A 22,598-nucleotide genomic window follows, 5' to 3' on the forward strand; every position below is an offset into this window, starting at 1 on the left:
AGCCCACAGGCTTTTCCCCAAGATATTGCGCTTTTTCCCGGATCTGGCAGGCCGCTTTCCGCCTTTCCCCATGGGCAGATGGCGGCAAAGCGCCTTGACGATTCCGTGTGGGGCGCGCCACAACATCCCCATACGGTTCCCGATACGGCGCCAAGCGCCACGGGATGAAACGGGAATGCGGAACGGGTGACCCAAGCAGGGGCCTGAAACCGCAGCCGCCCCCGCGACTGTGAAGCGGAGAGCGCCCTCGAAGACGCCACTGGTCCTACCGGGCCGGGAAGGCAGAGGCGCGCCATGATCCGCGAAGCCAGGAGACCGGCCGTGTGGAGAAACCGAACCGGCTGTCGGGTGTGACGGCCCAAGGAGTGCGATATGCATATCGAACCGGGGCTGATCAGCCCGGCCAAAATGATCCTGTCCTATGCTACGGCTGCCGGCGCCGGCGCCTTCTGGCTGAAGACCGCCGCCGCGGGCCTGAAGGAAAAGGGCCTTGCCTCCCTGGCGGCGCGCGGCGCGATGGCCACGGCGGCCGTCTTCACCTTCTTCCAGGTGCTGCCGCATTATCCGGTGGGCATTTCCGAGGTGCATTTCATCCTTGGCTCGACCCTGTTCCTGCTGCTGGGCGCGGCGCCTGCCGCCTTCGGCCTGGCCTTCGGCCTGCTGCTGCAGGGGCTGTTCTTCGCGCCCTTCGACCTGCCGCAGTACGGCGCCAACGTGACGACCCTGCTGGTGCCGCTCTTCGCTCTGAAGGCGCTGGCCGACACGCTGATCCCGCGCGCCACCGCCTATGTCGACATCCGTTACCGCGACGCGCTGGCGCTCTCGACGGCCTACCAGGGCGGCGTAGTGCTCTGGGTGGCGTTCTGGGCCTTCTACGGCCAGGGCTTCTCGGCCACGACGGCGGCCTCGGTCTTCAGCTTCGGCGGCGCCTACATGCTGGTCGTGCTGGTGGAACCGCTCGCAGACCTCGCCGTGCTCGCCGCCGCCAAGTCGCTGAAGGGCCTGCGCGGCTCCGGCCTGACCACGCCCCGCCTCTACGACGCGGCCTGATCGCGCCTTCCCCCTGCCGCGGCGGGTCCCCATCCGGGGGCCCGCCGTTTCCACTTCTGATCCGTTCCCTTCGGGAGGCTTCCATGCCCGCTAAGATCCCCGCCACCGTCATCACCGGCTTCCTCGGGGCCGGCAAGACGACCCTCGTGCGCCACATGCTCCAGAATGCCGGCGGCAAGCGCATCGCCCTCATCATCAACGAATTCGGCGACCTGGGCGTCGACGGTGACATCCTGCGCGGCTGCGGCGACGCCACCTGCCGCGAGGAAGACATCATGGAGCTCTCGAACGGCTGCATCTGCTGCACCGTCGCCGAAGACTTCATCCCGACGATGGAAAAACTGCTCGCCCGTCCCGACCGCCCCGACCACATCGTGATCGAGACCTCGGGCCTGGCCCTGCCCCAGCCGCTGATCCGCGCCTTCAACTGGCCGGCGATCTCCACGAAGGTCACCGTCGATGGCGTCGTCACCGTGGTCGACGGCAAGGCCGTGACCGAGGGCCGCTTCGCCCAGGACGAGGCCGCCGTGGCCGCCGCCCGCGAAGCCGATGACAGCATCGACCACGACACCCCCCTCTCGGAACTCTTCGAGGACCAGCTCGCCTGCGCCGACATGATCGTCGTCAACAAGGCCGACCTGATGAGCGAAGAAGAACTCTCCGCCACCATGACCACCCTGAAGGAGGGCGCCCGCGATGCGGTCCAGGTGGTCTCCTCCTCCATGGGCGCCCTGCCCGCAGAGGTGCTTCTGGGCATGAACATCGCCGCCGAGGCCGACATGGCGGCCCGTCACGAGATCCATCACCATCATCACCACCACGATGACGATGATCACGACGACGACCACCACGATCACGACCATGACGAATTCGAAAGCTTCGTGGTCCCGCTGCCGGAAATCCGCGATCCTAAGGCCTATTGCGATCACCTCTCGCAGGTCATCCGCAGCCACGACATCCTGCGCCTCAAGGGCTTCGCGGCGGTCGCAGGCAAGCCGATGCGCCTGACCATCCAGGCCGTCGGCCCCCGGATCGAGCATTACTACGACCAGCCCTTCGGCAGCGCCCCGCGCCAGACCCGCCTTGTGGTGATCGGCCTTGCGGGCCTCGACCGCGCCGCCATCGAACGCGCCCTCGCCGAGCCGGTCACCGCCTGATGGTGCAGATCGCCCTGGCAGATCCCGAAAGCGCCCGCCCGCTGCTGGAAGCCTCCCATGCGCTGATGCAGTCGCTCTACAACCCCGAGGAAAACCATTTCCTCGGGTTCGACGCCCTGCGCCAGCCCGACATCCGCTTCTTCACCGCGACCGAAGCGGGCAGGCTGCTGGGCTGCGGCGCGCTGCAGATCAAGGAGGGCTACGGAGAGGTCAAAAGCTTCTTCACCGCCCCCGAGGCCCGCGGTCGCGGCATCGGCACGGCGCTGCTGGCCACGATCGAGGCCACCGCCCGCGCCCAATCCCTGCCGCTGCTGCGGCTCGAAACCGGCGACGCCCTTGCCGCCGCCTGCCGCCTCTACGAGCGCGCGGGCTTTACCCGCCGCCCCGCCTTCGGCGCCTATCCCGAAAACGGCGTTTCCGTCTTCATGGAGAAACCGCTCGCCCCCTAGGGCGGCTCTCTCATCTGGCCCCAAATATCCCGGGGGAGGCGGCCGAAGGCCGACGGGGGCAGCGCCCCCTCCCCCGCCCGACATCCCGGACGATCCCATGCATCTTCTCGCCGCCACCCCCGGACGCATCGACGACGGCACCGAGGCCGTGGACCTGAACCAGAGCCCCGCCGATCTCGTGGTGCTCTCCGCCGCCGACACGGAACTCGCGGCGCTCTCCCAGGCCCATGCGGCGCAGCCCGATGCCCCCTCCCTGCGCCTCGCCCGCATCACCGACCTGACCCATCCGATGTCGGTGGACCTCCACCTCGATCAATGCGCCACGAAGTCCCGACTGGTCATCGCCCGGGTGCTGGGCTGCATGGGATACTGGCGCTACGGGATGGAACAGTTCTCGGCCCGGCTCCACGCCGCCGGGGTCCCCTTCGTGGCGCTGCCGGGCGACGACAAGCCCGATCCGGAGCTGCGCGCCCTCTCGACCCTGCCCGATGAAGACTACGACGCCCTCTGGTCCTACCTGGTCGAAGGCGGCCCGGCCAATACCACGGCCTTCCTCGACCACGCCCGCGCCCTGCTGGAGGACACCGAAAAACCCGGCCCCGCCGCGCCGCTGCTGCGCGCCGGCCTGCACTGGCCGGGCGAGGCCACCCCCTCCCTCGCCACGCTCCGCGCCCAGTGGCATCCCGATGCCCCCACCGTGCCGCTGGTCTTCTACCGCGCGCTGGTGCAGGGCGCGGGCCTTGCCCCCATCGACGCCCTCACCCGCGCCCTGCACCAGCGCGGCCTGAACCCGCTGCCGGTCTTCGTGGCCTCCCTCAAGGATCCGGTCTCTGCCGCGACGCTCGACGATCTCTTCGCCGAAACCGCCCCCCAGGTGATCCTGAACTGCACCGCCTTCGCCACCGGCTCCCCCCATGGCGAGGCGGGCGATGCCAACCCCTTCACCCGGCCTGCCGCCAACCGGGCCCCGGTCTTCCAGGTCGTCCTCGCCTCCTCCTCCGAAGAGGCCTGGGCGGATGGCCTCTCGGGCCTTTCCGCCCGCGACATCGCGATGAACGTGGCGCTTCCGGAAGTCGACGGACGCATCCTCTCCCGCGCCATCTCCTTCAAGGGCCAAAGCCATTACGACACCGCCACCCAATGCTCGATCGCGGCCCCGGTGCCGCGCGCCGACCGGGTGGATTTCGTCGCCGACCTCGCCGCCAACTGGGCCCGCCTGCGCGCCACCCCGGCTGCGGCGCGCCGCGTCGCGCTGGTGCTGGCGAACTACCCCAACAAGGACGGGCGGCTGGCGAACGGCGTCGGCCTCGACACGCCCGCCGCCACCGTCCACGTGCTGAAGCTGCTGCAAGAGGCAGGCTACACCATCGACACCCCGCCCGAGACCTCGGACGCGCTGATGCAGGCGATCCTCGCCGGCCCGACCAACTGGCTCACCGACCGCGCGCAGACGGAGGGCGGCGAATTCCTCCCCCTCGCCACCTACCGCGCCCATTTCGACGCCCTGCCAGAAACCACCCGCCAGCAGATCCTCGACCGCTGGGGTCCCCCCGAGGATGACCCGTTCTTCATCTTTCCCCAAATATGCCCGCCGGAGGCCACCGCCGCAGGCGGTTTCAAGCTCTCCATCCTGCGCCACGGCAACGCAGTGGTCGGCATCCAGCCCGCCCGGGGCTACAACATCGACCCCGATGAAACCTACCACGCCCCGGACCTCGCGCCGCCACACGGCTACCTGGCCTTCTACATCTGGCTGCGCGAGACCTTCGGCGCCCATGCGATCACCCACATGGGCAAGCACGGCAACCTGGAATGGCTGCCCGGCAAGGCCATCGCGCTCTCCGACGCCTGCTTCCCCGAGGCCGTCTTCGGCCCGCTGCCCCATGTCTATCCCTTCATCGTCAACGATCCCGGAGAGGGCACCCAGGCCAAGCGCCGTGCCCAGGCCGTGATCATCGACCACCTGACCCCGCCGCTGACCCGCGCCGAAAGCTACGGGCCGCTGCGCGACCTCGAAGCGCTGGTCGATGAATATTACGAGGCCGCGGGCCTCGATCCCCGACGCATCGAACATCTGCGCCGGGAAATCCTGTCGCTGACCTCGGTCACCGGGGTGGACCGGGATGCGGGCTTTACCGGCGATGCGGACACCGATCTGGCCAAACTCGACGCCTGGCTCTGCGAGTTGAAGGAAGCGCAGATCCGAGACGGGCTGCACATCTTCGGCCAAAGCCCCGAAGGCCGGCTGTTCCGCGATCTTCTGCAGGCGCTGGTGCGCATTCCGCGCGGCGCGGGCAAGGGCGGCAATGCTTCGCTGCCGCGCGCGCTGGCCGCCGATCTGGAGCTGGATTTCGATCCGCTCGATTGCGACATGGCCGCCCGCTGGGACGGACCCCGCCCCGAAGCCCTGAACCTCACATCCGAGACCTGGCGCAGCACCGGTGACACGGTCGAGCGGCTGGAACTGCTGGCCGCCGCCCTGCTGGACAGTGACGCCCCGCCCCCCGGCCCCGCCAGCGCGGCGGTGATGCAGGCAGTACATGACACCATCGCCCCCACCCTGAGGGCCTGCGGACCGGACGAGGGGGCGGGGCTCCTCACCGCCCTGTCGGGGCAGTTCGTCGCCCCGGCGCCCTCCGGCGCGCCCACCCGGGGTCGCCTGGACACCCTGCCCACGGGCCGCAACTTCTTCTCGGTCGACAGCCGGGCGGTGCCCACCCCCACCGCCTGGGCCCTGGGATGGAAATCCGCCAACCTGCTGATCGAACGCCATCTTCAGGACCAGGGCGACTGGCCGCGCACGCTGCTGCTCTCGGCCTGGGGGACGGCCAACATGCGCACCGGCGGCGATGACATCGCGCAAGGGCTGGCCCTGATGGGCGTGAAGCCGCAATGGGACGCCGCCAACCGCCGCGTGACGGGGTTCGAGATCCTGCCGCTCTCCACCCTCGACCGGCCCCGCGTCGACGTCACCCTGCGCATCTCAGGCTTCTTCCGCGATGCCTTCCCGCAACTGATCGCCCTCTTCGACAGCGCCGCCCGCGCCGTGCAGGCGCTGGACGAGCCCGAAGACATGAACCCCGCCGCCGCCCGCGCCCGCGCCGGCGAAACACAGGCCCGCATCTACGGCGCCAAGCCCGGCGCCTATGGCGCGGGCCTCCAGGCCCTGATCGACGAACGGATCTGGTCCGAACGCGCCGATTTCGCCCGCGCCTACCTGGAATGGGGCAGCTACAGCTACGGCACCGCAGACGAGGGCACCCGCGACACCGAAGGCCTTCAGGCCCGCCTCTCCCAGGCCGAGGCCATCGTGCAGAACCAGGACAACCGCGAGCACGACATCCTCGACAGCGACGACTACTACCAGTTCGAGGGCGGAGCGGCGGCGGCAGTCGCCACGCTGAAGGGCGCCGAGGTGCCGCTTTATCACAACGACCACTCCCGCCCCGAACGCCCCGTCATCCGCACCCTGGACGAGGAAATCTCCCGCGTCATGCGCTCCCGCGTGGTGAACCCGAAGTGGATCGAGGGGGTGAAGCGCCACGGCTACAAGGGCGCCTTCGAGATCGCGGCGACCGTCGACTACCTCTTTGCCTTCGCCGCCACGACCCGCGCGGTGAAGACCCACCATTTCGACCTCTGCCACGAGGCCTTCCTGGAAGACGACACGACCCGCGCCTTCATCGAAACCCACAACGCCCCCGCGCTGCGCGAGATCGCCCAGCGCCTGCAGGAAGCCATCGACCGCGGCCTCTGGCAACCGCGGTCGAACTCGGCAGCGGCGCGCATCGCCACGCTGCTGGCACTGGACAAGGACGCGACCGGGGCGCAGGCTTGAGCGGAAAGGACCCCGCCATGCAACCGCTTTTCGCCCCGGATCATCGACAGGAGGATCACCGACAGGGCCGCTGCCTCTGCGGCGCCGTGCGCTATGACTGGACCGGTCCGGTGAACTGGGTCGGCCATTGCCATTGCGAAAGCTGCCGACGCGCCACCGCCGCGCCCTTCACCACCTTCGTCAGCACGCCCGACCGTCAGCTGCACTGGCATGGCACGGCCCCGGCGATCTTTGCCTCCTCCCCGGGGGTTGAACGGCTCTTCTGCCCGCGCTGCGGCACGCCGCTCGCCTATCGCACCGCCGAACTTCCGGATGAGACCCACACCTACCTCGCCAACCTGCTGGATGCCGCCGGCCTGCCCCCGGACCGGCATTTCTTCTGGAACGAACGGGTTGACTGGATCACGCTTGCCGACGACGGACTGCCCCGCGAATGACCCCGCTGCGCCTCGGCCCCACATCCCCCGACATTCCCCGCGTCCTGGATCTGCTGCGCAGGGCCTTCGCCGGTATGGAAGGCCGGATCGATCCGCCCTCCTCGCTGGCGCGGATGCAGTCCGAGGACCTTGCCCGCGCCGCTGAAACCGCGGAACTCTGGATCTTGCCCGGCCCCCTCGCCTGCATGATCCTGACACCGCGCCCCGATCACCTCTACCTCGGCAAGCTCGCCGTCGATGCCTCGGCCCGGGGCCGCGGCCTGGCACGCTGGATGATCGCCCATGCGGCTACCCGGGCTGCGGCCCTCGACCTGCCCGCCCTGCGCCTGCAGACCCGAATCGAGCTGACCGAGAACCACGCCACCTTCACCCGCCTGGGCTTCACCGAGATCGCCCGCACCGCCCATCCGGGCTACGACCGCCCGACCAGCCTGACCTTCGAGCGCCGGATCTGATCCGCCGCCCAGCGCCCCAGCCACATGTCCCGCCACGTCACGGTCACGATGCATATTTGGGGAAAGATGAATGACAGGCCCCTGTCCCATTTTCTTGTTCCAAATACCTCGGGGGAGTCTCCGCAGGAGACGGGGGCAGAGCCCCCTGCACCGCCCCGCCACCGCCACCGGACTCCAGGGCAACTGGAAACCGGGTCCTCAGCGGCAGTCGAGCACGCCCAGGACAAGCGCCGCATCCCCCATCACCGCGGCCATCCGGCAGCCCGTCACCGATTCCATCGCCCGGCGCGCCGGGCCGGCCACGGCCTCCAGCCGCGGGGCAAGGCGGGCATTCCGGCGCACCGCCTCCGCCAGCAGCCCCCGGCGCCGCACCTCGAACAGATCCTCCCCCACCCGTACCCGCGCAACCGGGCTTGCGGCGAAATGCGGATCCGGCATCCCGCAGGCGGAAAGCGGAAGGATCAGCAGAAGGACGAGCAGCAGGCGCATGGGGCGACTGTCCGCCCCGCCGCTTAAGAAACAGTGCACATCCCGCGACTTGCATCGGGCGCAACCCGGCCTTCCCGCCCCCTGCCTTCCCTTTCCCGGCCCCGCGCGCTAGCCGATAGGTCTCGGTCCGACCCGGAGAAAGCCCATGATCCGCCATCTCTTCCTGCTGCTGCTCTACCAGCTCATCGGCGAAAGCCTTGCGCGCGCCCTGAACCTGCCGCTGCCCGGCCCGGTGCTGGGCATGTTGCTGCTGTTCCTGACCTTCCTCGCCGCGCCGCAGCTCTATGACGCGGTGCGCGGCACGGTCACCGGGCTGCTCTCGCATCTCTCGCTGCTGTTCGTGCCGGTCGGCGTCGGCGTGGTGCAGTACCTCGGGCTGATGAAGCAGGAGGGGATCGAGCTGCTGATCGTCCTCGTGGTCTCCACCGCGCTGGCCATCGCCGCCGGGGCGCTGGCCTTCCACATCCTGCTGAAGATCACCGGACAGGAGGAACGCCCGTGACCACCCTCACCGATATCTGGAGCTATCTGGCCCAGGGGCCGCTGCTGTGGCTCGGGCTGACGCTGGGCATCTACATCCTGTCGGACTGGGTCTTCATGAAGTCCGGCCGCTTCCCGCTGTGCAATCCGGTGCTGCTGTCGATCATCGGCCTCGGCATCCTGCTGGTCGTCACCGGCACCAGCTACGACACCTATTTCCAGGGCGCGCAATTCGTCCACTTCATGCTGGGCCCGGCGACCGTGGGCCTGGCCGTGCCGCTCTTTGCCAATGCCCAGAACATCCGCAAGACCGCGCTGCCGATGGCGGTGGCGCTGCTGGTGGGCTCGACCGTGGCGGTGACCTCGGCGCTGCTCGTGGCGGAAATGCTCGGCATCCACGGCCAGGTGCTGATCTCGCTCGCGCCGAAATCAGCGACCGCCCCGGTGGCGATCGGCATCTCGGAACGCATGGGGGGCCTGCCCACCCTGACCGCGGCGCTGGTGCTGATGACCGGGATCATCGGCGCCATCATCGCGCCGCAGCTGCTGAACGTACTGGGGGTGCGCGACTGGCGCGCCCGGGGCTTCGCGGTGGGTGTCGCGGCGCATGGCATCGGCACTGCCCGCGCCTTCCAGGCGCATGAGCGCGCCGGCGCCTTCGCCGGCATCGGCATGGGCCTCAATGCCTTGCTGACCTCGGTGCTTGCCCCCTATGTTCTGCACCTGATGCAATGACCGGAGAGCCCCGATGACCGAGGATACCGAGCGCCACGCGATGAAGATGGCCAAGAAGAAGGCCGCACGCGACAAGATCATGGCAACCAAGACCGACGAGAAGGGTCTGGTGATCGTCCACACCGGCAAGGGCAAGGGCAAGTCCACCGCCGCTTTCGGCATGATCTTCCGCTGCATCGCCCACCAGATGCCCTGCGCCGTGGTGCAGTTCATCAAGGGCGGCATGTCCACCGGCGAGCGCGACCTGATCGAGCGCCACTTCTCGGACATCTGCCAGTTCCACACCATGGGCGAGGGCTTCACCTGGGAAACCCAGGACCGCACCCGCGACATGGAAATGGCCCGCGCCGCCTGGGAAAAGGCCAAGGAGCTGATCCGCGACCCCGCCAACCGCATGGTCCTGCTGGACGAGATCAACATCGCGCTGCGCTACGACTACCTGGATGTGGCCGAGGTGATCGCCTTCCTGCAGCAGGAAAAGCCCGGGATGACCCATGTGGTCCTGACCGGGCGCAATGCCAAGGACGCGCTGATCGAGATCGCCGACCTCGCCACCGAGATGGAGCTGCTGAAGCATCCGTTCCGCGCCGGCATCAAGGCCCAGATCGGCGTCGAATTCTGATCCCTTGCGGCCTTCGCCCGCCGGTCATAAATTCTGACCACCCGAGCGGAGGCCCCATGCCCTTTCACCCCATCCAGCCAGAGAAACGCTCAGACGCCGTGGTGCGCCAGATCGAGCTGCTGATCCTGCGCGGCCTGCTGCGCCCAGGGGAACGGCTGCCGGCGGAACGCGACCTGGCCGAACGCATGGCGGTGTCGCGCCCTTCGTTGCGCGAAGCCCTGGCCGAGCTGCAGGGTCGCGGCCTGCTGGAGACCCGGGCGGGATCGGGCGTCTACGTGGCCGATATCCTGGGCGCGACACTGACCCCGCCGCTGGTCGCGCTGATGCGCCGCCACGAGGAAGCGGTCTTCGACTACCTCTCCTTCCGCCGCGACCTGGAGGGCCAGGCCGCCGAACGCGCCGCCACCGAGGGGCTTGAGGCGGATCTTGCCCTGCTCGACCTGCTGATGAACCGGATGCGCGCCGCCCATCAGAGCGGCGATCCCGGCGACGAGGCCCGCCTTGATGCGGAATTCCACCTGGCGCTGCTGGAAGCCAGCCACAACATCGTCCTGCTGCACATGATGCGCGCCATGTTCACCCTGCTGCGCGAGGGGGTGTTTTCGAACCGGGACATGCTGTTCGTGCGCGCCGCGACCCGTGATCAGCTGCTGGACCAGCATGCCGAGATCAATGCCGCCGTCCAGGCCCGCGACGGCGCCCGCGCCCGCCGTGCCATAGAGGACCACCTCGACTTCGTCCGCGACGCCTATGCGGCGCAGATCCAGGAAGACCAGCGGGCGGAAATCGCCGGCCAGAAGCTGGACCGGGCGCGCGAGCGGAAATGACGGCGGGGGCGCTGCCCCCGTCTCCTGCGGAGACTCCCCCGAGGGATTTGGAACAAGAAAATGAGACAGGGCGCGCCCGGTTCCCCGTGGCGCGCCCTGTCTTTCATCTTTCCCCAAATATGCATCGCGACGGCGACGCGGCGGGGGATCTCAGTTGAGGCGGGACTTCACCGTCTCGATGGAGCTGTCGAGCAGCGCCGCGGCCTGGGCGGCGGTCATCTGCTTGGCGATCACGTCGCGGGACGCGGCGATCGACACGGCGATGGCGCGGTCGCGGACTTCGCGGACGGCGGCCTGCTCGGCCGAGGCGATCTGCTCCTCGGCAGCGGCGATGCGGCGGGCGATCGCGACTTCCAGGTCCTTCATGGCCTGTTCGGCCACGGCGGCGGCATCGGCCTTGGCATCGGCGACGATGCGGGCGGACTGGGCCTGGACCTCTTTCTGCTTGCGCTCGTAGGCGGCCAGCAGGGCCTTGGCCTCCTCGCGCAGGGCGGCGGCCTGCTCCAGCTCGGAGCGGATGCCGGCGGCGCGCTTGTCGAGGAGACCGGCGACCAGGCCGGGCACCTTGAAGTAGCCGAGGACCGCCAGGAACAGGATGAAGGCGATCAGCACCACGAAGTTGGTGTTGTGCAGCGAGAAGAACGGGCCGGTGGCAGCCTGCGCGGGGGCGGCGGCCAGGGCCGCGAGGGCGGCAGCGGGCAGGATCAGGACGGTCTTGCGCATGGGTCTCAACCTTTCAGCCGGGTGGAAACGGCGCTGTCGATCTCGGCCTCGGGGGCGGTGAAGCCCATCGCGGCGATGACGGCGGCGGTCGTGTCCTTCGCCACGGTCTCGGCGGCCTCGACGGCCCCGGCGCGGATCTCGGCGATGGCCTTCTCGCCCTCGGCGACCTTGGCGGCGATTTCGGTGTCGGCCTTGGCGGTGGCGGCGTCGATCTCTTTCTGGATCTCGGCCTTCGTCTCGGCGACGATGCGGGCCGCTTCGACGCGGGCATCGGCGAGGGCCTTGTCGTAGGCGGCTTCCGCCTCCTGGGCCTTCTGCTTCAGCTCTTCGGCTGCGGCAATGTCATTGGCGATCGTTCCCGCGCGATCCGCCAGAACCGCGCCCACACGCGGCAGCGCCACGCGGGAGAGGATCAGGTAGATCACGACCAGGGTCACGATCAGCCAGAAAATCTGGTTGCCCCAGGTCGAGAAATCGAGCTGCGGCATGCCGGCCGCCTGTTGCACTTCTGCAGCGTGCTGGCTCAGCTCTTGGGTTTCGGTCGCCATCAGTCAACTCCGGGAACTGGATCTTGTCAGGGAATTACCACGGGTGGGCCCATAAGGGACCCACCCGCACGTAAGGATCTGTTCCGGATGCCTCAGACGGCGAACATCAGCAGCAGAGCGACGAGGAACGAGAAGATCCCCAGGGCTTCTGCGAAGGCCATGCCGATGAAGAGGGTCGCGGTCTGGGACGCAGCGGCCGAGGGGTTGCGCAGGGCGCCGGCCAGGAAGTTGCCTGCGACGTGGCCCACACCGATGGCGGCCGCGCCGGAGCCGATGCCCGCGAGGCCGGCACCGATGAATTTGCCCAGTTCTGCGATATTGCCTTCCATGTCGTGTTCTCCTTACGTTGGAATTGGCGGGTGTTGCGGCCGGAAGGCAGGCGCCTTCCGGAATGATCGGGCCTGACGGCCCCGGGCCTCAGTGGCTCGGGTGCAGCGCGTCCTTGAGGTAGACGCAGGTCAGGATCGTGAAGACGTAGGCCTGGATGAAGGCCACCAGGAATTCGAGGCCGTACATGCCGACGATGGCAATGACCGAGAGCGGCGAGACGGCGGCGATGGCGGCGAAGCCCGCGAAGACCTTCATCACGGCGTGGCCTGCCATCATGTTGCCGGCAAGACGAATGGAGTGGCTGACCGGGCGCACGAAGTAGGAAATCAGTTCGATCACGGCCAGCAGCGGGCGGATCGCCAGCGGGGCCGAGGTGACCCAGAAGAGCCCGAGGAACTTGGCACCGTTCAGTGCGAAGCCCAGCACCGTCACGGTCAGGAAGACCGCCAGCGCCAGCACGATCGTCACGGCGAAGTGCGAGGTGGTGGTGAAGCTCATCGGGATCAGGCCGAGCGTGTTCGAGAAGACGACGAACATGAACAGCGTGAAGACATAGGGGAAGAAGCGGATCGCGTCCTTGCCGGTGACGTCCTCGATCATCTTGTAGACGAAGCCGTAGGCCATTTCGGCGATCGACTGGACGCGCGAGGGCACGCGGTTGCGACCCGAGGTGCCCAGCACCATCAGCGCGACGATCGCGAGCACGGCAATCGCCATCCACAGCGTCACGTTGGTGATCGTGTACCAGTGCACGTCCGTGCCGCCGAAGAGCGGCTTGACGATGAACTGATCCATCGGGTGGAAAACCAGTCCCGAGCCCTCGTGGGCCGCATCTGCACCGTGCGCTTCAGTCGCCATCGTTTTCCCTCGTCTCGTTCCCGGGCGTCCCGGGCGTTTGGTCCTGCAGCTCCTTCGCGGAGCGCATCATCGTCTTGATCCCGGCAATGAAGCCGAGGAGCGTGAACAGCAGCATCATGATGGGCAATGTGCCGAACACCCAGTCCAGCCCGTACCCGATGCCGAAGCCGATCCCCAGACCGGCCACGAGTTCGGTCACCATGCGCCAGCCCACCTGGGCCGCCGAATAGTGATCCTGTCCCTTCGGAGCTTCCGGCACGTCGATCCCGGCCCGGGTCTTGGCGGCCGCGATCCTGCGATCCAGCTCGGCCATCTTTTCCCGGTTTTCGGGCGTGGTCATGTCGGTGATGTCCCCGCTCTTGTTAAGCTTGGTGCTATGCGCTGAACCGGCCCGAGTCAACGCCGCGTGATCGGCAACGGAGTCGCAGCTTAACGCTTTGTTTTTGCATATTTATGGAAAGATGAAATAGGCGAGAAATCAGCCATCCGGGGCCCCTGCCCCGCCGGAAGGGGGCGAAAGGCATTCTCAACCATGCGGTTGAACTTGGCGTTTTCGGGGATTTCGGGGGCCAAGGGGCGGTGACGGCAGGGCAAAACCCTCAACCGGGCGGTTGAGGGTCGGGCATTGACCTTGCCCCGGGGGCGGACCTAACTGGCGCCATGGCCACCTCTCTCGATACAGTCTTTGCCGCGCTTTCGGACCCCACCCGACGGGTGATCCTGTCCATGCTGCTGGAGGACGACATGGCGGTGACCGACGTGGCCGAGCCCTTCGAGATGTCGCTGGCGGCGATTTCAAAGCACCTGGGGATCCTGGCCAATGCCGGGCTGATCACCCAGGAGAAGCGCGGTCGGGTGAAATGGTGCAAGCTGGAACCGGATGCGCTGCGCGAGGCCAGCGTCTGGATGCAGGGGTTCGGGCAGTTCGAGCCGGTGAACCTGGATGCCTTCGAACGTTTCCTGGCGGTGGAGCTGGAGAGGCCCGAGCCGCCGCAGGAATAGCCCTTTTCAGTCCTTCAGCAGGATCGCCAGCGCCAGCACGGTCAGCGCGATGCCCGGCAGGATCAGCGCCGTGGGCAGGCCGTGGCCGCTCAGCGCGCCCAGCAGGATCACCCAGGAGGGCGTCATGTAGGTATAGGCCATGACCTTGGCCGCCGGCAGGCGCAGGCTGGCATATTGCAACAGCATGAAGGTGACGGCCGAGGCAAAGACCGCCGTGTAGCCGAGGGTGAGCCAGACCACCGGCGGCAGCGCCAGCCAGTCGGTGGCCAGGATCTGCGGTGCGAACCAGACGGACAGCAGCACCGCCCCCGCCAGGGTCACGCCCAGGCTGAAGCTCAGCGGCGGCTCTCCGCGGTTCAGCCGCGGCACCAGCGGCGCATAGAGCGCATGGGACAGGCAGCCGATGAAGTAGATGCGCTCTCCGGGGCCGAGGTTGAATGCCAGCGCCTGTTGCAGCGAGCCGCCGAAGATCACCCAGAGCGCCCCGGCGCCGCCGATGGAGAGTGCCAGCGCCATGCGCGCCGTGGTGCGCTGGCGCAGCAGCAGCCAGCCGAAGACCGCCGCCATCGGCGGGACCAGGGTGAAGACCGCGCTCTGGCTGACCGGGGCGGCGGTGCGCAGCCCGGCAAACATGGTCACGAAATAGACCGAGATGGTGGCGCCCAGCAGCGCAAAGCGCCAGGGCGCGCGCAACAGCGCCGGAGAGATCCCCGGCCCCGCCAGCGCCACCCCCGCGACCACCGCCGCCGCCAGCCAGAAGCGCATCGCGGTCAGCGCGCCGGGGTCGATGTAGGGCGCGACCCGCGCGCCCAACGGGAACGACCCCGCGACAATGGCCGAGAAGGCCAGCATCGCCAGATGCCCCTTGCGGCGCTCTGCGGGGGGCGTGGTCAAATGCTGTCGCCGCGCAGGTGCTCGGTATGATCCTTGAGGAACTTCAGGAAGGCCTGGACCTTGGTGGTGCGGTGCAGGTCCATGTGGGTGACCAGCCAGAGCCGGCTTTCCCATTCCTCCAGCGGGGCGTGGACCTCGACCAGATCATCGCGCTGCTCGGTCTCGTAGGTGCCAAGGAAGCCCAGACCGACGCCCGACAGCACCGCCTGGCGCACCGCGCGCACGTCGCCGGACCGGAACACCACCTGATGGGAGGGGATGTTCTCGCGCATCCAGCGGGCGGTGGGGGCGCGGCTGACCTCGTCGTCGAAGCCGACGAAGCGGTGCCCGGCCAGCCGGCCCGGCATCTGCGGCATGCCGTAGCGCTCGATATAGGAGCGGCTGGCGTAGATCGCCTGACGCAGCCGCAGGAAGGGCTGGACCACATTGTCGGGCTGCTGGGGCGGGTTGCCGGCGCGGATCGCCACATGGGCCTCGCCGTATTCCAGCCGGAACAGCCGGGCCGAGGTCAGGTAATGCAGCTGCACATCGGGATAGGCGGCCTGGAATTCCGACAGGATCGGCACCAGCAGCTGGCTGAGCCCGCCGATGGTGGTCACCACCAGTTCGCCCGCCACCTCGTTGCCGCGCCCCTTGATGCGCGCCGAGAGCTGGCTGAACTGGTCGTCCGTGGCCTGCGCCACGCGCAGCAGATCCTGCCCCGCCTCGGTCGGCGTATAGCCCCGGGTGTGGCGCTGGAACAGCTTCACGCCGAGGCGCCGTTCCAATGCGTCGATATGACGGATCACCGTGGCATGGTGGACGCCCAGAACGTCCGCCGCGCCCGAGACCGTGCCCAGGCGCGCCACCTGGTAAGCCGTCCGGATCTCATCCCAATTGTCCATGGCAGACCTGTGCGCTGTATCACTAATTGGGCCAGAGATTGCCCCATTCGTGCACGGATGCAAGCAGGAAGCGCAGATCGGGCGCCTTGCCCCCGCGCTTTCGGGCCGCTTGCGCCCCCGGGGGAACAGGCCCGCTCCCCGGGGCGTTGGTCTTGCACCGCACTCAAACCGAGAGGGATGACCCACATGCTTTCCGCACCGATCCTGACGCATCCGGCGCTGGTCGCGCTGGCCTGCCTGGTGGCCTTCGCCGTGCTGGCGCGCCACACCCTGCTGAGCCGCCGGCAGAAGCGCATCGCGCTGCGCGTGCCCGCAAAGGCCCCCCGGGTGACGGGCCGGGTGACGGGCCGCCTGCCCGGCCGCCGCCGCCTCTGAGGCCTGGCCGGGCTTGCCGCCCGGCCGCGCCCCGCCCGCCGCTTTCGCCCCGCGGCACCTGTTTTTCTTGACTCTCCCCGCCCTGCCCCCTAAAGCCCTGAGCAATTCCCGGAATCCGCGATGATTCCGGTCCCATCGCTATTGCGGGGATCGCCACCAGTCAGCGCGTTGCGCCCACTGGTGCCTTCGGGCTATGCGCTGTTCCCGCGAGAGGTTGTGCTTTTCGCCGTCGCCGCCCAAGTAGCGGGGACACCATCGTCAGTCAGAGGCCATTGGAGGGCCGGGGCATGTTTGAAAATCTATCCGAACGCCTCTCCGGCGTCTTCGACCGTCTGACCAAGCAGGGCGCGCTGTCCGAAGAGGACGTGCGCACCGCCCTGCGCGAGGTCCGCGTTGCCCTGCTGGAGGCCGACGTCTCGCTGCCCGTGGCGCGCAACTTCATCAAGTCGGTCGAGAAGAAGGCCACCGGCCAGGCCGTCACCAAGTCGGTGACCCCGGGCCAGCAGGTCGTCAAGATCGTCCATGACGAACTGATCGCGACCCTGACCGGTGAGGCCGATCCCGGCAAGCTGAAGATCGACAGCCCGCCCGCGCCGATCCTGATGGTCGGCCTGCAGGGCTCGGGGAAAACCACGACCACCGCGAAGCTGGCCAAGCGCCTGAAGGAACGCGAGGGCAAGAAGGTCCTGATGGCCTCGCTCGACGTGAACCGCCCGGCGGCCATGGAACAGCTGCAGATCCTCGGCGTCCAGATCGGCGTCGACACCCTGCCCATCGTCAAGGGCGAGGACCCGGTGACGATCGCGAAACGCGCCCGCACCCAGGCAAGCCTTGGCGGCTACGACATCTACATGCTCGACACCGCCGGGCGCCTGCACATCGACGCCGAGCTGATCCAGCAGGCCGCCGACGTGCGCGACGCGGTCAACCCGCGCGAGACCCTGCTGGTGGTCGACGGCCTCACGGGCCAGGACGCGGTGAACGTCGCGACCGAGTTCGACGACAAGATCGGCGTCTCGGGCGTGGTGCTGACCCGGATGGACGGCGACGGCCGCGGCGGCGCCGCGCTCTCGATGCGCGCCATCACCGGCAAGCCGATCCGCTTCGTCGGCCTCGGCGAGAAGATGGAAGCCATCGAGACCTTCGAGCCGCAGCGCATCGCCGGGCGGATCCTCGGCATGGGCGACATCGTGGCGCTGGTCGAGAAGGCCCAGGAAGTGCTGGAGGCCGAACAGGCCGAACGCATGATGAAGCGCTTCACCAAGGGTCAGTTCAACATGAACGACCTCAAGACCCAGCTCGAGCAGATGCAGAAGATGGGCGGCATGGAAGGCATCATGGGCATGATGCCCGGCATGGGCAAGATGGCCAAGCAGGTGCAGGAGGCGGGCTTTGACGACAAGGTCATCACCCGCCAGATCGCCCTGATCCAGTCGATGACCAAGAAGGAACGCGCCAACCCCGCCCTGCTGCAGGCCTCGCGCAAGAAGCGCATCGCCGCGGGCGCCGGCCAGGATGTCTCCGACCTGAACAAGCTTCTCAAGATGCACCGCCAGATGGCCGACATGATGAAGAAGATGGGCAAGATGGGCAAAGGCGGCATGATGAAACAGGCCATGCGCCAGATGATGGGCAAGGGCGGCGGCCTGCCCGCCGGCATGGACCCCTCGCAGATGGACCCGAAAGCCATGGAAGAAGCGGCCAAGGCGCTTGGCGGCAAGGGCGGCCTCGGCGGTCTCAAGGGCCTTCCCGGCATGGGCGGCGGCCTGCCCGGCGGCCTCTCGGGCTTCGGCAAGAAGAAGTGATCCGCGCGCCCCTCATATCGCGCCGCGCGCCCCTGCGCGCTCCCCGGCCCGCCCCGCGCGGGACCGGGCTCTTTCACCTGGCCGGAAATATCCCCGCCGGAGGCTTCGGCCGCAGGCCGACTGTCCCGCAGCCCCTGCACCTCACGCTCCCCCCGGAGGCCGCCGCATGATCGAAGCCGCTTCCGCCTTCCCCGTCCTCGAATCCGACCGCCTGCGGCTGATCTGCCCGGCGGCCCCGGATTTCGACGCCAGCGCCGCCTATCTCGGCAAGGACGGCCCCGGCTTCATCGACCAGCACCCCGATCCGGAAGCCGCCTGGTGGTCCATCGCGACCATCCTGGGCCACTGGCATCTGCGCGGCTACGGCCATTTCGCGGTGACCGAGAAGGCTACCGGCACCCAGCTGGGCCTGGTCGGCCCCTGGTTCCCCCGCGGCTGGCCCGAACCCGAGCTGTCCTGGCAGCTGCTGGAGGGCGCCGAGGGCAAGGGCTATGCCTCCGAGGCCGCGCGCTGTGTCCTCGACTGGCTGTTCCAGGACAAGGGCTGGGCCTCCTGCATCAGCCTGGTCGATCCCGGCAACGACCGTTCGGTCGCCATGGTCGAACGCCTGGGCGCCCGCGCCGAAGGCACCTTCAGCCATCACCTGACCGGCGAACTGCGGATCTGGCGCCACCTGCCGCGCACCGCCGCCGGTCGTCGGCTCATGGAGGGTCTCACGTGACCCGTCCCGGCCAGATCCACATCCCCCGCCTCGAAACCGCGCGCCTGGTGCTGCGCGGCCCCGAGGCGCGCGACCTCGACGTGCTCGCGGCCTTCTACGCCAGCGAACGCTCCGCCTTCGTCGGCGGTCCGAAGGACCGGGCCCAGACCTGGCGCCAGCTCGGAACCGAGATCGGCCACTGGGCCCTGAAGGGCTTTGGCCGCTGGATGGTCGAGCTGCGCAGCACCGGCGAAACCGTCGCCATGGTTGGCCTCTGGGCCCCCGAGGGCTGGCCCGAGGCGGAAATCGGCTGGGACGTGATGAACGGCCACGAAGGCCAGGGCTATGCCACCGAGGCGGCCCGCGCCGCCCGGGCCTTCGCCTACGACGTTCTGGGCTGGACCACGGCAATCTCGCTGGTGGCGCCCGGCAATGGCGGCTCCGCGCGGCTGGCCGCGCGCCTCGGCGCCGCACCGGACGGCCAGTGGACCCATGATGCCTTCGGGCGGCTCGACATCTGGCGCCATCCCGGCCCCGATGCCCTGGCCGAAGGCGGCGCGGAGGCCTACGCATGAGCCGGATCCCCCTTCAGATGGCTGCGGGCGGGTGGGCCGTCGCGGCACGCGCGGGTCACCCGGGCGCCGCCCCGCACCCGCTGTTCAAACCGAAAGGATACGCCCTTGACTGAGATCGCGACCGATGATGCGACCCGCGCAGCCGCGCTGCTCAAGGAACACCGCGCCAGCATCGACCGGCTGGACGCGATCCTTGTCTACACCCTGGGCGAACGCTTCAAGCACACCCAGTCCGTGGGCAAGCTGAAGGCGGAACACGACCTTCCTCCCTCCGACCCCGCGCGGGAGGAAACCCAGATCGCCCGGCTCGAAGCCCTGGCGACCGAAGCCGACCTCGACCCGGTCTTCGCGAAGAAATTCCTGAATTTCATCATTCAGGAGGTGATCCGGCATCACCGGCAACACCAATCCTGAGGGGCTTGCCCCTCGCCCCGACTGATCGGCGGAGAACCCCGCCAAACCAACGCCATTACAAGGAGATACCACAATGGCCATGAAAATCCGTCTCGCCCGCGGCGGCTCCAAGAAGCGCCCCTTCTACCGTGTTGTCGCAGCTGACTCGCGCATGCCGCGCGACGGCCGCTTCATCGAGAAGCTGGGCACCTACAACCCGCTGCTGGCCAAGGACAACGAAGAGCGCGTGAAGCTCGACGTCGAGCGCATCCAGTACTGGCTGGCCCAGGGCGCACAGCCGACCGACCGCGTCGCACGCTTCCTGGAAGCCGCCGGCGTCGTTGCGAAGAAAGAGCGCAGCAACCCGAAAAAAGGCACCCCGGGCAAAGCCGCCCAGGAGCGCGCAGCAGCCAAGGCCGAAAAAGCCGCTGCCGCAGCCGAGGAAGCCGCAGCCGAGTAATCGGTTCGCTTTCGGGAAGGTCCGGGCGCCCCGCGCGTCCGGACCTTTCGCTGCCTTCCTGAAGGACCCCCTCTCCGATGATCTTCCGCCTCTTCCGCCTGCCGATCCTGCTGGCCGTGGCCTTCGTCGCAGGGGTTCTTTACGAACGCAGCCACTCGGTCCAAGAATGCGGAACGCCCGGCGGCAGCGCCGAAACCGCCGCCGTCTGCGAACTCAACACCCCCGTGGACCAGCTCCCGGGCACCAATGCCGAGGTCGAACGGTGAACAAGTCTTCCCAGGAACTGGTCTGTGTCGGCGCCGTTGCCGGTGCCTTCGGCGTGCGCGGCGAAATCCGCCTGAAAAGCTTCTGCGCCGAACCCGAGGCGATTGCCGATTACGCCCCCCTTTCGAACGAGGATGGCAGCCAGAGCTATTCCCTGATCCTGACCCGGGTGATCAAGAACGGCTTTGCCGCGCGGATCGGCGGGGTCGAGACCAAGGAAGAGGCCGATGCGCTGAAGGGCCTCAGCCTTTATGCGCCGCGCGATCGTCTGCCCGCCCTGCCCGATGACGAATTCTACCATGCCGACCTGATCGGCCTGCTGGTGGTGGACACCGGCGGCAACGAGCTGGGCCGGGTACGCGCGGTGATGGACCACGGCGCCGGCGACCTGCTTGAGATCACCGGCCCGGGGCTGAACGTGCCGGTGCTGCTGCCCTTCACCAAGCTGGCCGTGCCCACCGTCGACATCGCCGCCGGTCGCATCGTCGCCGATCCCCCCGAAGGCCTGTTCTGAACATGGACCGCCCGCCGCGCCTGATCGTGCATGCGGGCTTCCACAAGACCGGCACCTCCTCGATCCAGAAGACCCTGCGGCGCGGTCGCAAGGTGCTGGAACCGCATCTGCGAATCTTCCTCAAGCCCGAGATGGAAGCCCTGTGCGCCGCCGCCCGCGCCCATGACGCCGCGCCCTGCGCACTGACGCTGCGCCTGTTCGCCCACGAGGTCGCGGTGCTGGCCGAGGGGCTGGACCCGGGCGATCCCCGCCCGGCGCTGCTCTCGTCCGAGGACCTCTCGGGGCATATCCCGGGGCGGCGCGACCGGCGCGGCTATCCGAATGCCCCGGCGCTGATGCAGACCCTCGCCCAGACCCTGACCCAGGCCTGGGGCCGCGCGCCGGAGCTGACCTTCGTCTACACCACCCGCGCCCCCGAGGCCTGGATGCGCTCCTGCCATGCCCAGCACCTGCGGGTCTCGCGGATGACCCAGGAGCTGCCCCGCTACATCGCCCGCCAGCGCGATCACGCGGATCTGGAGGCGATCGCCGGCACCATTCGCGCCGCCGTCGCCCCGCATCCGCTGCGGACCTTCCCGCTGGAGATCACCCGCGACCTGCCCAACGGCCCGCTGAGCCCGCTGCTGGAGCTGGCCGGGGTGCCCGAGGCGGCCCGCGCCGCCCTGCCCGCCCTGCCCCCCGCCAATGCCGCCGCGCCGGCGGAGGTGCTGGCGCAGTTCCTGGCCCTCAACCGCGCCGATCTGCCCCGCGACGAACTGCGCGCCCGCAAACAGGCGTTGATCCCGCGCCCCTCCCGGGGCTAAACCGCGCCCCGCAACATCCGAGGACCCCCATGCAGGACACGCCGCTGAAATCCCATGGCCGCAAGAGCATCTCGGCCACCTTCAAGCCCCGCTCCCTCATGGAGGAAGAGCAGCTGGCCGGTGTCTGGACCGCGCAGATCATCACCCTGCTGCCGCAGGCCTTCCCGGGCATCCTCGGCGAAAGCCTGACGGGCAAGGGGCTGAAGGACGGCAAGTGGCAGCTGAACACCGTCAACCTGCGCGACTTCGGCCTGACCAAGCACCGCAATGTCGATGACACCCCCGCCGGCGGCGGCGCCGGCATGGTGCTGCGCGCCGACGTGATGGGCGCCGCGATCGAGCATGCCCGCGCCCGGGCCAAGGGGCACATGCCGCTGATCTACCTCAGCCCGCGCGGCCGCCGCTTCGATCAGCAGATGGCCCGCGATCTGGCCCGCGCCGATGGCGTGACGCTGATCTGCGGCCGCTTCGAGGGCCTCGATGAACGGGTGATCGAACATTACGGCATCCAGGAGGTCTCGCTCGGGGATTTCGTCATGACCGGAGGCGAGATCGCCGCCCAGGCGCTGATCGACGCCACCGTGCGCCTGCTGCCGGGCGTGCTGGGCAATGCCGAATCGACCGAGGAAGAAAGCTTTTCCGAAGGGCTGCTGGAGCATCCGCAATACACCCGCCCCGCCGAATGGGAAGGCCGCGCCATCCCCGACGTGCTGATGTCGGGCAACCATGCCGAGATCGCCAAGTGGCGCCGCAAGATGGGCGAGGCGCTGACCCGTGCGCGCCGCCCCGACCTGTGGTCCGCGCTGCGCGCCAGCCTGCTGGATGACGACGTGCGCGCCGTGCACGACGCCGCCACCCTGGCCGCCTTCCTCGCCCGCGAGGGCGTGCAGGTCCCCGCGCTTGAGCTGGCGGAGCTGGCCCGCAGGCTGGA

At 68.6% G+C, this 22,598-nt stretch carries 28 protein-coding genes, 1 pseudogene and 1 riboswitch; of the genes and pseudogenes, 21 read left to right on the forward strand and 8 right to left on the reverse strand.

The window, feature by feature from the left end:
* Nucleotides 1-116 precede the first annotated feature (116 nt).
* A riboswitch (cobalamin riboswitch) is annotated at nucleotides 117-338 on the forward strand.
* 34 nt (nucleotides 339-372) lie between these two features.
* The 6 genes from KM176_RS12785 to KM176_RS12810 all read left to right on the forward strand — a co-directional run bounded on the left by KM176_RS12785 (nucleotide 373) and on the right by KM176_RS12810 (nucleotide 7,386).
* A complete protein-coding gene (locus tag KM176_RS12785) occupies nucleotides 373-1,050 on the forward strand; it encodes an energy-coupling factor ABC transporter permease (RefSeq protein WP_160894567.1) in 678 nt (225 codons plus the stop codon).
* Between the two features lie 83 nt (nucleotides 1,051-1,133).
* Nucleotides 1,134-2,207: a cobalamin biosynthesis protein CobW gene (gene cobW, locus KM176_RS12790; RefSeq protein ID WP_160894568.1), complete on the forward strand. Its 1,074-nt coding sequence runs from the start codon at nucleotides 1,134-1,136 to the stop codon at nucleotides 2,205-2,207.
* Nucleotides 2,207-2,656, forward strand: a complete 450-nt coding sequence (locus tag KM176_RS12795) for a GNAT family N-acetyltransferase (RefSeq protein ID WP_160894569.1) — start codon at nucleotides 2,207-2,209, stop codon at nucleotides 2,654-2,656. The genes cobW and KM176_RS12795 overlap by 1 nt, the downstream gene beginning before the upstream one ends.
* Before the next feature lie 97 nt (nucleotides 2,657-2,753).
* Entirely contained in the window at nucleotides 2,754-6,494 is a 3,741-nt protein-coding gene (cobN, locus tag KM176_RS12800) for a cobaltochelatase subunit CobN (RefSeq protein ID WP_160894570.1), read from the forward strand.
* A 17-nt stretch (nucleotides 6,495-6,511) separates the two neighbouring features.
* Nucleotides 6,512-6,931, forward strand: coding sequence for a GFA family protein (locus tag KM176_RS12805; RefSeq protein WP_160894571.1), 420 nt, complete (start codon nucleotides 6,512-6,514; stop codon nucleotides 6,929-6,931).
* Nucleotides 6,928-7,386: a GNAT family N-acetyltransferase gene (locus tag KM176_RS12810; protein ID WP_160894572.1), complete on the forward strand. Its 459-nt coding sequence runs from the start codon at nucleotides 6,928-6,930 to the stop codon at nucleotides 7,384-7,386. The genes KM176_RS12805 and KM176_RS12810 overlap by 4 nt, the downstream gene beginning before the upstream one ends.
* A gap of 198 nt (nucleotides 7,387-7,584) precedes the next feature.
* Here KM176_RS12810 and KM176_RS12815 read toward each other — a convergent pair whose 3' ends face one another.
* Nucleotides 7,585-7,875 carry a hypothetical protein gene (locus KM176_RS12815; protein WP_160894573.1) on the reverse strand — a complete coding sequence of 97 codons (291 nt, stop codon included), beginning with the start codon at nucleotides 7,873-7,875 and terminating at the stop codon, nucleotides 7,585-7,587.
* Between the two features lie 145 nt (nucleotides 7,876-8,020).
* Between KM176_RS12815 and KM176_RS12820 the strand changes: the two genes are divergently transcribed.
* The 4 genes from KM176_RS12820 to KM176_RS12835 are packed head-to-tail and all read left to right on the forward strand — an operon-like array spanning nucleotide 8,021 to nucleotide 10,539.
* The gene (locus KM176_RS12820; protein WP_160894574.1) at nucleotides 8,021-8,377 is read left to right on the forward strand and encodes a CidA/LrgA family protein; all 357 of its coding nucleotides are present in this window, start codon (nucleotides 8,021-8,023) and stop codon (nucleotides 8,375-8,377) included.
* Nucleotides 8,374-9,090: an LrgB family protein gene (locus KM176_RS12825; RefSeq protein ID WP_160894575.1), complete on the forward strand. Its 717-nt coding sequence runs from the start codon at nucleotides 8,374-8,376 to the stop codon at nucleotides 9,088-9,090. Before KM176_RS12820 ends, KM176_RS12825 begins: the two co-directional genes overlap by 4 nt.
* Nucleotides 9,091-9,103: 13 nt before the next feature.
* Nucleotides 9,104-9,712, forward strand: coding sequence for a cob(I)yrinic acid a,c-diamide adenosyltransferase (gene cobO / locus KM176_RS12830; RefSeq protein ID WP_160894576.1), 609 nt, complete (start codon nucleotides 9,104-9,106; stop codon nucleotides 9,710-9,712).
* Between the two features lie 56 nt (nucleotides 9,713-9,768).
* Nucleotides 9,769-10,539 carry an FCD domain-containing protein gene (locus tag KM176_RS12835; RefSeq protein WP_160894577.1) on the forward strand — a complete coding sequence of 257 codons (771 nt, stop codon included), beginning with the start codon at nucleotides 9,769-9,771 and terminating at the stop codon, nucleotides 10,537-10,539.
* A gap of 150 nt (nucleotides 10,540-10,689) precedes the next feature.
* On the opposite strand, the gene KM176_RS12840 is transcribed toward KM176_RS12835, so the two are convergent.
* From KM176_RS12840 to KM176_RS12860, 5 genes are all read right to left on the reverse strand, one after another.
* Nucleotides 10,690-11,262, reverse strand: a complete 573-nt coding sequence (locus KM176_RS12840) for a F0F1 ATP synthase subunit B family protein (protein WP_160894578.1) — start codon at nucleotides 11,260-11,262, stop codon at nucleotides 10,690-10,692.
* Nucleotides 11,263-11,267: 5 nt separating this feature from the next.
* On the reverse strand, nucleotides 11,268-11,810 hold the full coding sequence (locus KM176_RS12845) for a F0F1 ATP synthase subunit B' (RefSeq protein ID WP_160894579.1): 543 nt from the start codon (nucleotides 11,808-11,810) through the stop codon (nucleotides 11,268-11,270).
* A gap of 92 nt (nucleotides 11,811-11,902) precedes the next feature.
* A complete protein-coding gene (locus tag KM176_RS12850; protein ID WP_160894580.1) occupies nucleotides 11,903-12,139 on the reverse strand; it encodes a F0F1 ATP synthase subunit C in 237 nt (78 codons plus the stop codon).
* An 88-nt stretch (nucleotides 12,140-12,227) separates the two neighbouring features.
* Entirely contained in the window at nucleotides 12,228-12,998 is a 771-nt protein-coding gene (locus KM176_RS12855) for a F0F1 ATP synthase subunit A (protein ID WP_160894581.1), read from the reverse strand.
* Complete coding sequence (locus KM176_RS12860) at nucleotides 12,988-13,338, reverse strand: AtpZ/AtpI family protein (RefSeq protein WP_160894582.1); 351 nt, start codon at nucleotides 13,336-13,338, stop codon at nucleotides 12,988-12,990. The genes KM176_RS12855 and KM176_RS12860 overlap by 11 nt, the downstream gene beginning before the upstream one ends.
* Nucleotides 13,339-13,658: 320 nt before the next feature.
* Between KM176_RS12860 and KM176_RS12865 the strand changes: the two genes are divergently transcribed.
* Entirely contained in the window at nucleotides 13,659-14,000 is a 342-nt protein-coding gene (locus KM176_RS12865) for an ArsR/SmtB family transcription factor (protein ID WP_160894583.1), read from the forward strand.
* Between the two features lie 6 nt (nucleotides 14,001-14,006).
* Here the strand turns inward: KM176_RS12865 and KM176_RS12870 are convergent, their stop codons facing one another.
* A complete protein-coding gene (locus KM176_RS12870; RefSeq protein WP_268946150.1) occupies nucleotides 14,007-14,894 on the reverse strand; it encodes a DMT family transporter in 888 nt (295 codons plus the stop codon).
* The gene (locus KM176_RS12875; protein ID WP_160894584.1) at nucleotides 14,891-15,778 is read right to left on the reverse strand and encodes a LysR family transcriptional regulator; all 888 of its coding nucleotides are present in this window, start codon (nucleotides 15,776-15,778) and stop codon (nucleotides 14,891-14,893) included. Before KM176_RS12875 ends, KM176_RS12870 begins: the two co-directional genes overlap by 4 nt.
* Before the next feature lie 186 nt (nucleotides 15,779-15,964).
* Between KM176_RS12875 and KM176_RS12880 the strand changes: the two genes are divergently transcribed.
* The 10 genes and pseudogenes from KM176_RS12880 to trmD form a co-directional block, all read left to right on the forward strand.
* Nucleotides 15,965-16,153, forward strand: coding sequence for a hypothetical protein (locus KM176_RS12880; RefSeq protein ID WP_160894585.1), 189 nt, complete (start codon nucleotides 15,965-15,967; stop codon nucleotides 16,151-16,153).
* 287 nt (nucleotides 16,154-16,440) lie between these two features.
* Nucleotides 16,441-17,958 carry a signal recognition particle protein gene (gene ffh / locus KM176_RS12885; RefSeq protein ID WP_160894586.1) on the forward strand — a complete coding sequence of 506 codons (1,518 nt, stop codon included), beginning with the start codon at nucleotides 16,441-16,443 and terminating at the stop codon, nucleotides 17,956-17,958.
* Between the two features lie 166 nt (nucleotides 17,959-18,124).
* Complete coding sequence (locus KM176_RS12890) at nucleotides 18,125-18,679, forward strand: GNAT family N-acetyltransferase (RefSeq protein ID WP_160894587.1); 555 nt, start codon at nucleotides 18,125-18,127, stop codon at nucleotides 18,677-18,679.
* On the forward strand, nucleotides 18,676-19,233 hold the full coding sequence (locus KM176_RS12895) for a GNAT family N-acetyltransferase (protein ID WP_311136161.1): 558 nt from the start codon (nucleotides 18,676-18,678) through the stop codon (nucleotides 19,231-19,233). Before KM176_RS12890 ends, KM176_RS12895 begins: the two co-directional genes overlap by 4 nt.
* Nucleotides 19,234-19,338: 105 nt before the next feature.
* Complete coding sequence (locus KM176_RS12900) at nucleotides 19,339-19,647, forward strand: chorismate mutase (protein ID WP_202397815.1); 309 nt, start codon at nucleotides 19,339-19,341, stop codon at nucleotides 19,645-19,647.
* Between the two features lie 73 nt (nucleotides 19,648-19,720).
* A complete protein-coding gene (gene rpsP / locus KM176_RS12905; RefSeq protein ID WP_160894588.1) occupies nucleotides 19,721-20,086 on the forward strand; it encodes a 30S ribosomal protein S16 in 366 nt (121 codons plus the stop codon).
* Between the two features lie 77 nt (nucleotides 20,087-20,163).
* Nucleotides 20,164-20,352: a hypothetical protein gene (locus KM176_RS24910; RefSeq protein ID WP_236045298.1), complete on the forward strand. Its 189-nt coding sequence runs from the start codon at nucleotides 20,164-20,166 to the stop codon at nucleotides 20,350-20,352.
* Entirely contained in the window at nucleotides 20,349-20,864 is a 516-nt protein-coding gene (gene rimM / locus KM176_RS12910) for a ribosome maturation factor RimM (protein WP_311136162.1), read from the forward strand. The genes KM176_RS24910 and rimM overlap by 4 nt, the downstream gene beginning before the upstream one ends.
* A 2-nt stretch (nucleotides 20,865-20,866) precedes the next feature.
* On the forward strand, nucleotides 20,867-21,667 hold the full coding sequence (locus tag KM176_RS12915) for a hypothetical protein (RefSeq protein WP_160894590.1): 801 nt from the start codon (nucleotides 20,867-20,869) through the stop codon (nucleotides 21,665-21,667).
* Between the two features lie 29 nt (nucleotides 21,668-21,696).
* Nucleotides 21,697-22,479, forward strand: a pseudogene (trmD, locus tag KM176_RS12920) (tRNA (guanosine(37)-N1)-methyltransferase TrmD); the annotation flags it as partial.
* Between the last annotated feature and the right edge of the window lie 119 nt (nucleotides 22,480-22,598).

Source organism: Pseudooceanicola endophyticus (assembly GCF_018760365.1).
Taxonomy (GTDB): Bacteria; Pseudomonadota; Alphaproteobacteria; order Rhodobacterales; family Rhodobacteraceae; genus Pseudooceanicola; species Pseudooceanicola endophyticus.

What these genes read in the sequence shown, in the direction of transcription:
- cobW (WP_160894568.1), top strand. Translation starts at nt 1,134, where the DNA reads ATGCCCGCTAAGATCCCCGCCACCGTCATCACCGGCTTCCTCGGGGCC.
- KM176_RS12880 (WP_160894585.1), top strand. Translation starts at nt 15,965, where the DNA reads ATGCTTTCCGCACCGATCCTGACGCATCCGGCGCTGGTCGCGCTGGCC.
- rpsP (WP_160894588.1), top strand. Translation starts at nt 19,721, where the DNA reads ATGGCCATGAAAATCCGTCTCGCCCGCGGCGGCTCCAAGAAGCGCCCC.
- KM176_RS12785 (WP_160894567.1), top strand. Translation starts at nt 373, where the DNA reads ATGCATATCGAACCGGGGCTGATCAGCCCGGCCAAAATGATCCTGTCC.
- KM176_RS24910 (WP_236045298.1), top strand. Translation starts at nt 20,164, where the DNA reads ATGATCTTCCGCCTCTTCCGCCTGCCGATCCTGCTGGCCGTGGCCTTC.
- KM176_RS12795 (WP_160894569.1), top strand. Translation starts at nt 2,207, where the DNA reads ATGGTGCAGATCGCCCTGGCAGATCCCGAAAGCGCCCGCCCGCTGCTG.
- KM176_RS12845 (WP_160894579.1), bottom strand. Translation starts at nt 11,810, where the DNA reads ATGGCGACCGAAACCCAAGAGCTGAGCCAGCACGCTGCAGAAGTGCAA.
- KM176_RS12815 (WP_160894573.1), bottom strand. Translation starts at nt 7,875, where the DNA reads ATGCGCCTGCTGCTCGTCCTTCTGCTGATCCTTCCGCTTTCCGCCTGC.
- KM176_RS12875 (WP_160894584.1), bottom strand. Translation starts at nt 15,778, where the DNA reads ATGGACAATTGGGATGAGATCCGGACGGCTTACCAGGTGGCGCGCCTG.
- KM176_RS12865 (WP_160894583.1), top strand. Translation starts at nt 13,659, where the DNA reads ATGGCCACCTCTCTCGATACAGTCTTTGCCGCGCTTTCGGACCCCACC.
- KM176_RS12835 (WP_160894577.1), top strand. Translation starts at nt 9,769, where the DNA reads ATGCCCTTTCACCCCATCCAGCCAGAGAAACGCTCAGACGCCGTGGTG.
- KM176_RS12850 (WP_160894580.1), bottom strand. Translation starts at nt 12,139, where the DNA reads ATGGAAGGCAATATCGCAGAACTGGGCAAATTCATCGGTGCCGGCCTC.
- ffh (WP_160894586.1), top strand. Translation starts at nt 16,441, where the DNA reads ATGTTTGAAAATCTATCCGAACGCCTCTCCGGCGTCTTCGACCGTCTG.
- KM176_RS12820 (WP_160894574.1), top strand. Translation starts at nt 8,021, where the DNA reads ATGATCCGCCATCTCTTCCTGCTGCTGCTCTACCAGCTCATCGGCGAA.
- KM176_RS12855 (WP_160894581.1), bottom strand. Translation starts at nt 12,998, where the DNA reads ATGGCGACTGAAGCGCACGGTGCAGATGCGGCCCACGAGGGCTCGGGA.
- cobN (WP_160894570.1), top strand. Translation starts at nt 2,754, where the DNA reads ATGCATCTTCTCGCCGCCACCCCCGGACGCATCGACGACGGCACCGAG.
- KM176_RS12915 (WP_160894590.1), top strand. Translation starts at nt 20,867, where the DNA reads ATGGACCGCCCGCCGCGCCTGATCGTGCATGCGGGCTTCCACAAGACC.
- KM176_RS12890 (WP_160894587.1), top strand. Translation starts at nt 18,125, where the DNA reads ATGATCGAAGCCGCTTCCGCCTTCCCCGTCCTCGAATCCGACCGCCTG.
- KM176_RS12805 (WP_160894571.1), top strand. Translation starts at nt 6,512, where the DNA reads ATGCAACCGCTTTTCGCCCCGGATCATCGACAGGAGGATCACCGACAG.
- KM176_RS12810 (WP_160894572.1), top strand. Translation starts at nt 6,928, where the DNA reads ATGACCCCGCTGCGCCTCGGCCCCACATCCCCCGACATTCCCCGCGTC.
- KM176_RS12860 (WP_160894582.1), bottom strand. Translation starts at nt 13,338, where the DNA reads ATGACCACGCCCGAAAACCGGGAAAAGATGGCCGAGCTGGATCGCAGG.
- cobO (WP_160894576.1), top strand. Translation starts at nt 9,104, where the DNA reads ATGACCGAGGATACCGAGCGCCACGCGATGAAGATGGCCAAGAAGAAG.
- KM176_RS12840 (WP_160894578.1), bottom strand. Translation starts at nt 11,262, where the DNA reads ATGCGCAAGACCGTCCTGATCCTGCCCGCTGCCGCCCTCGCGGCCCTG.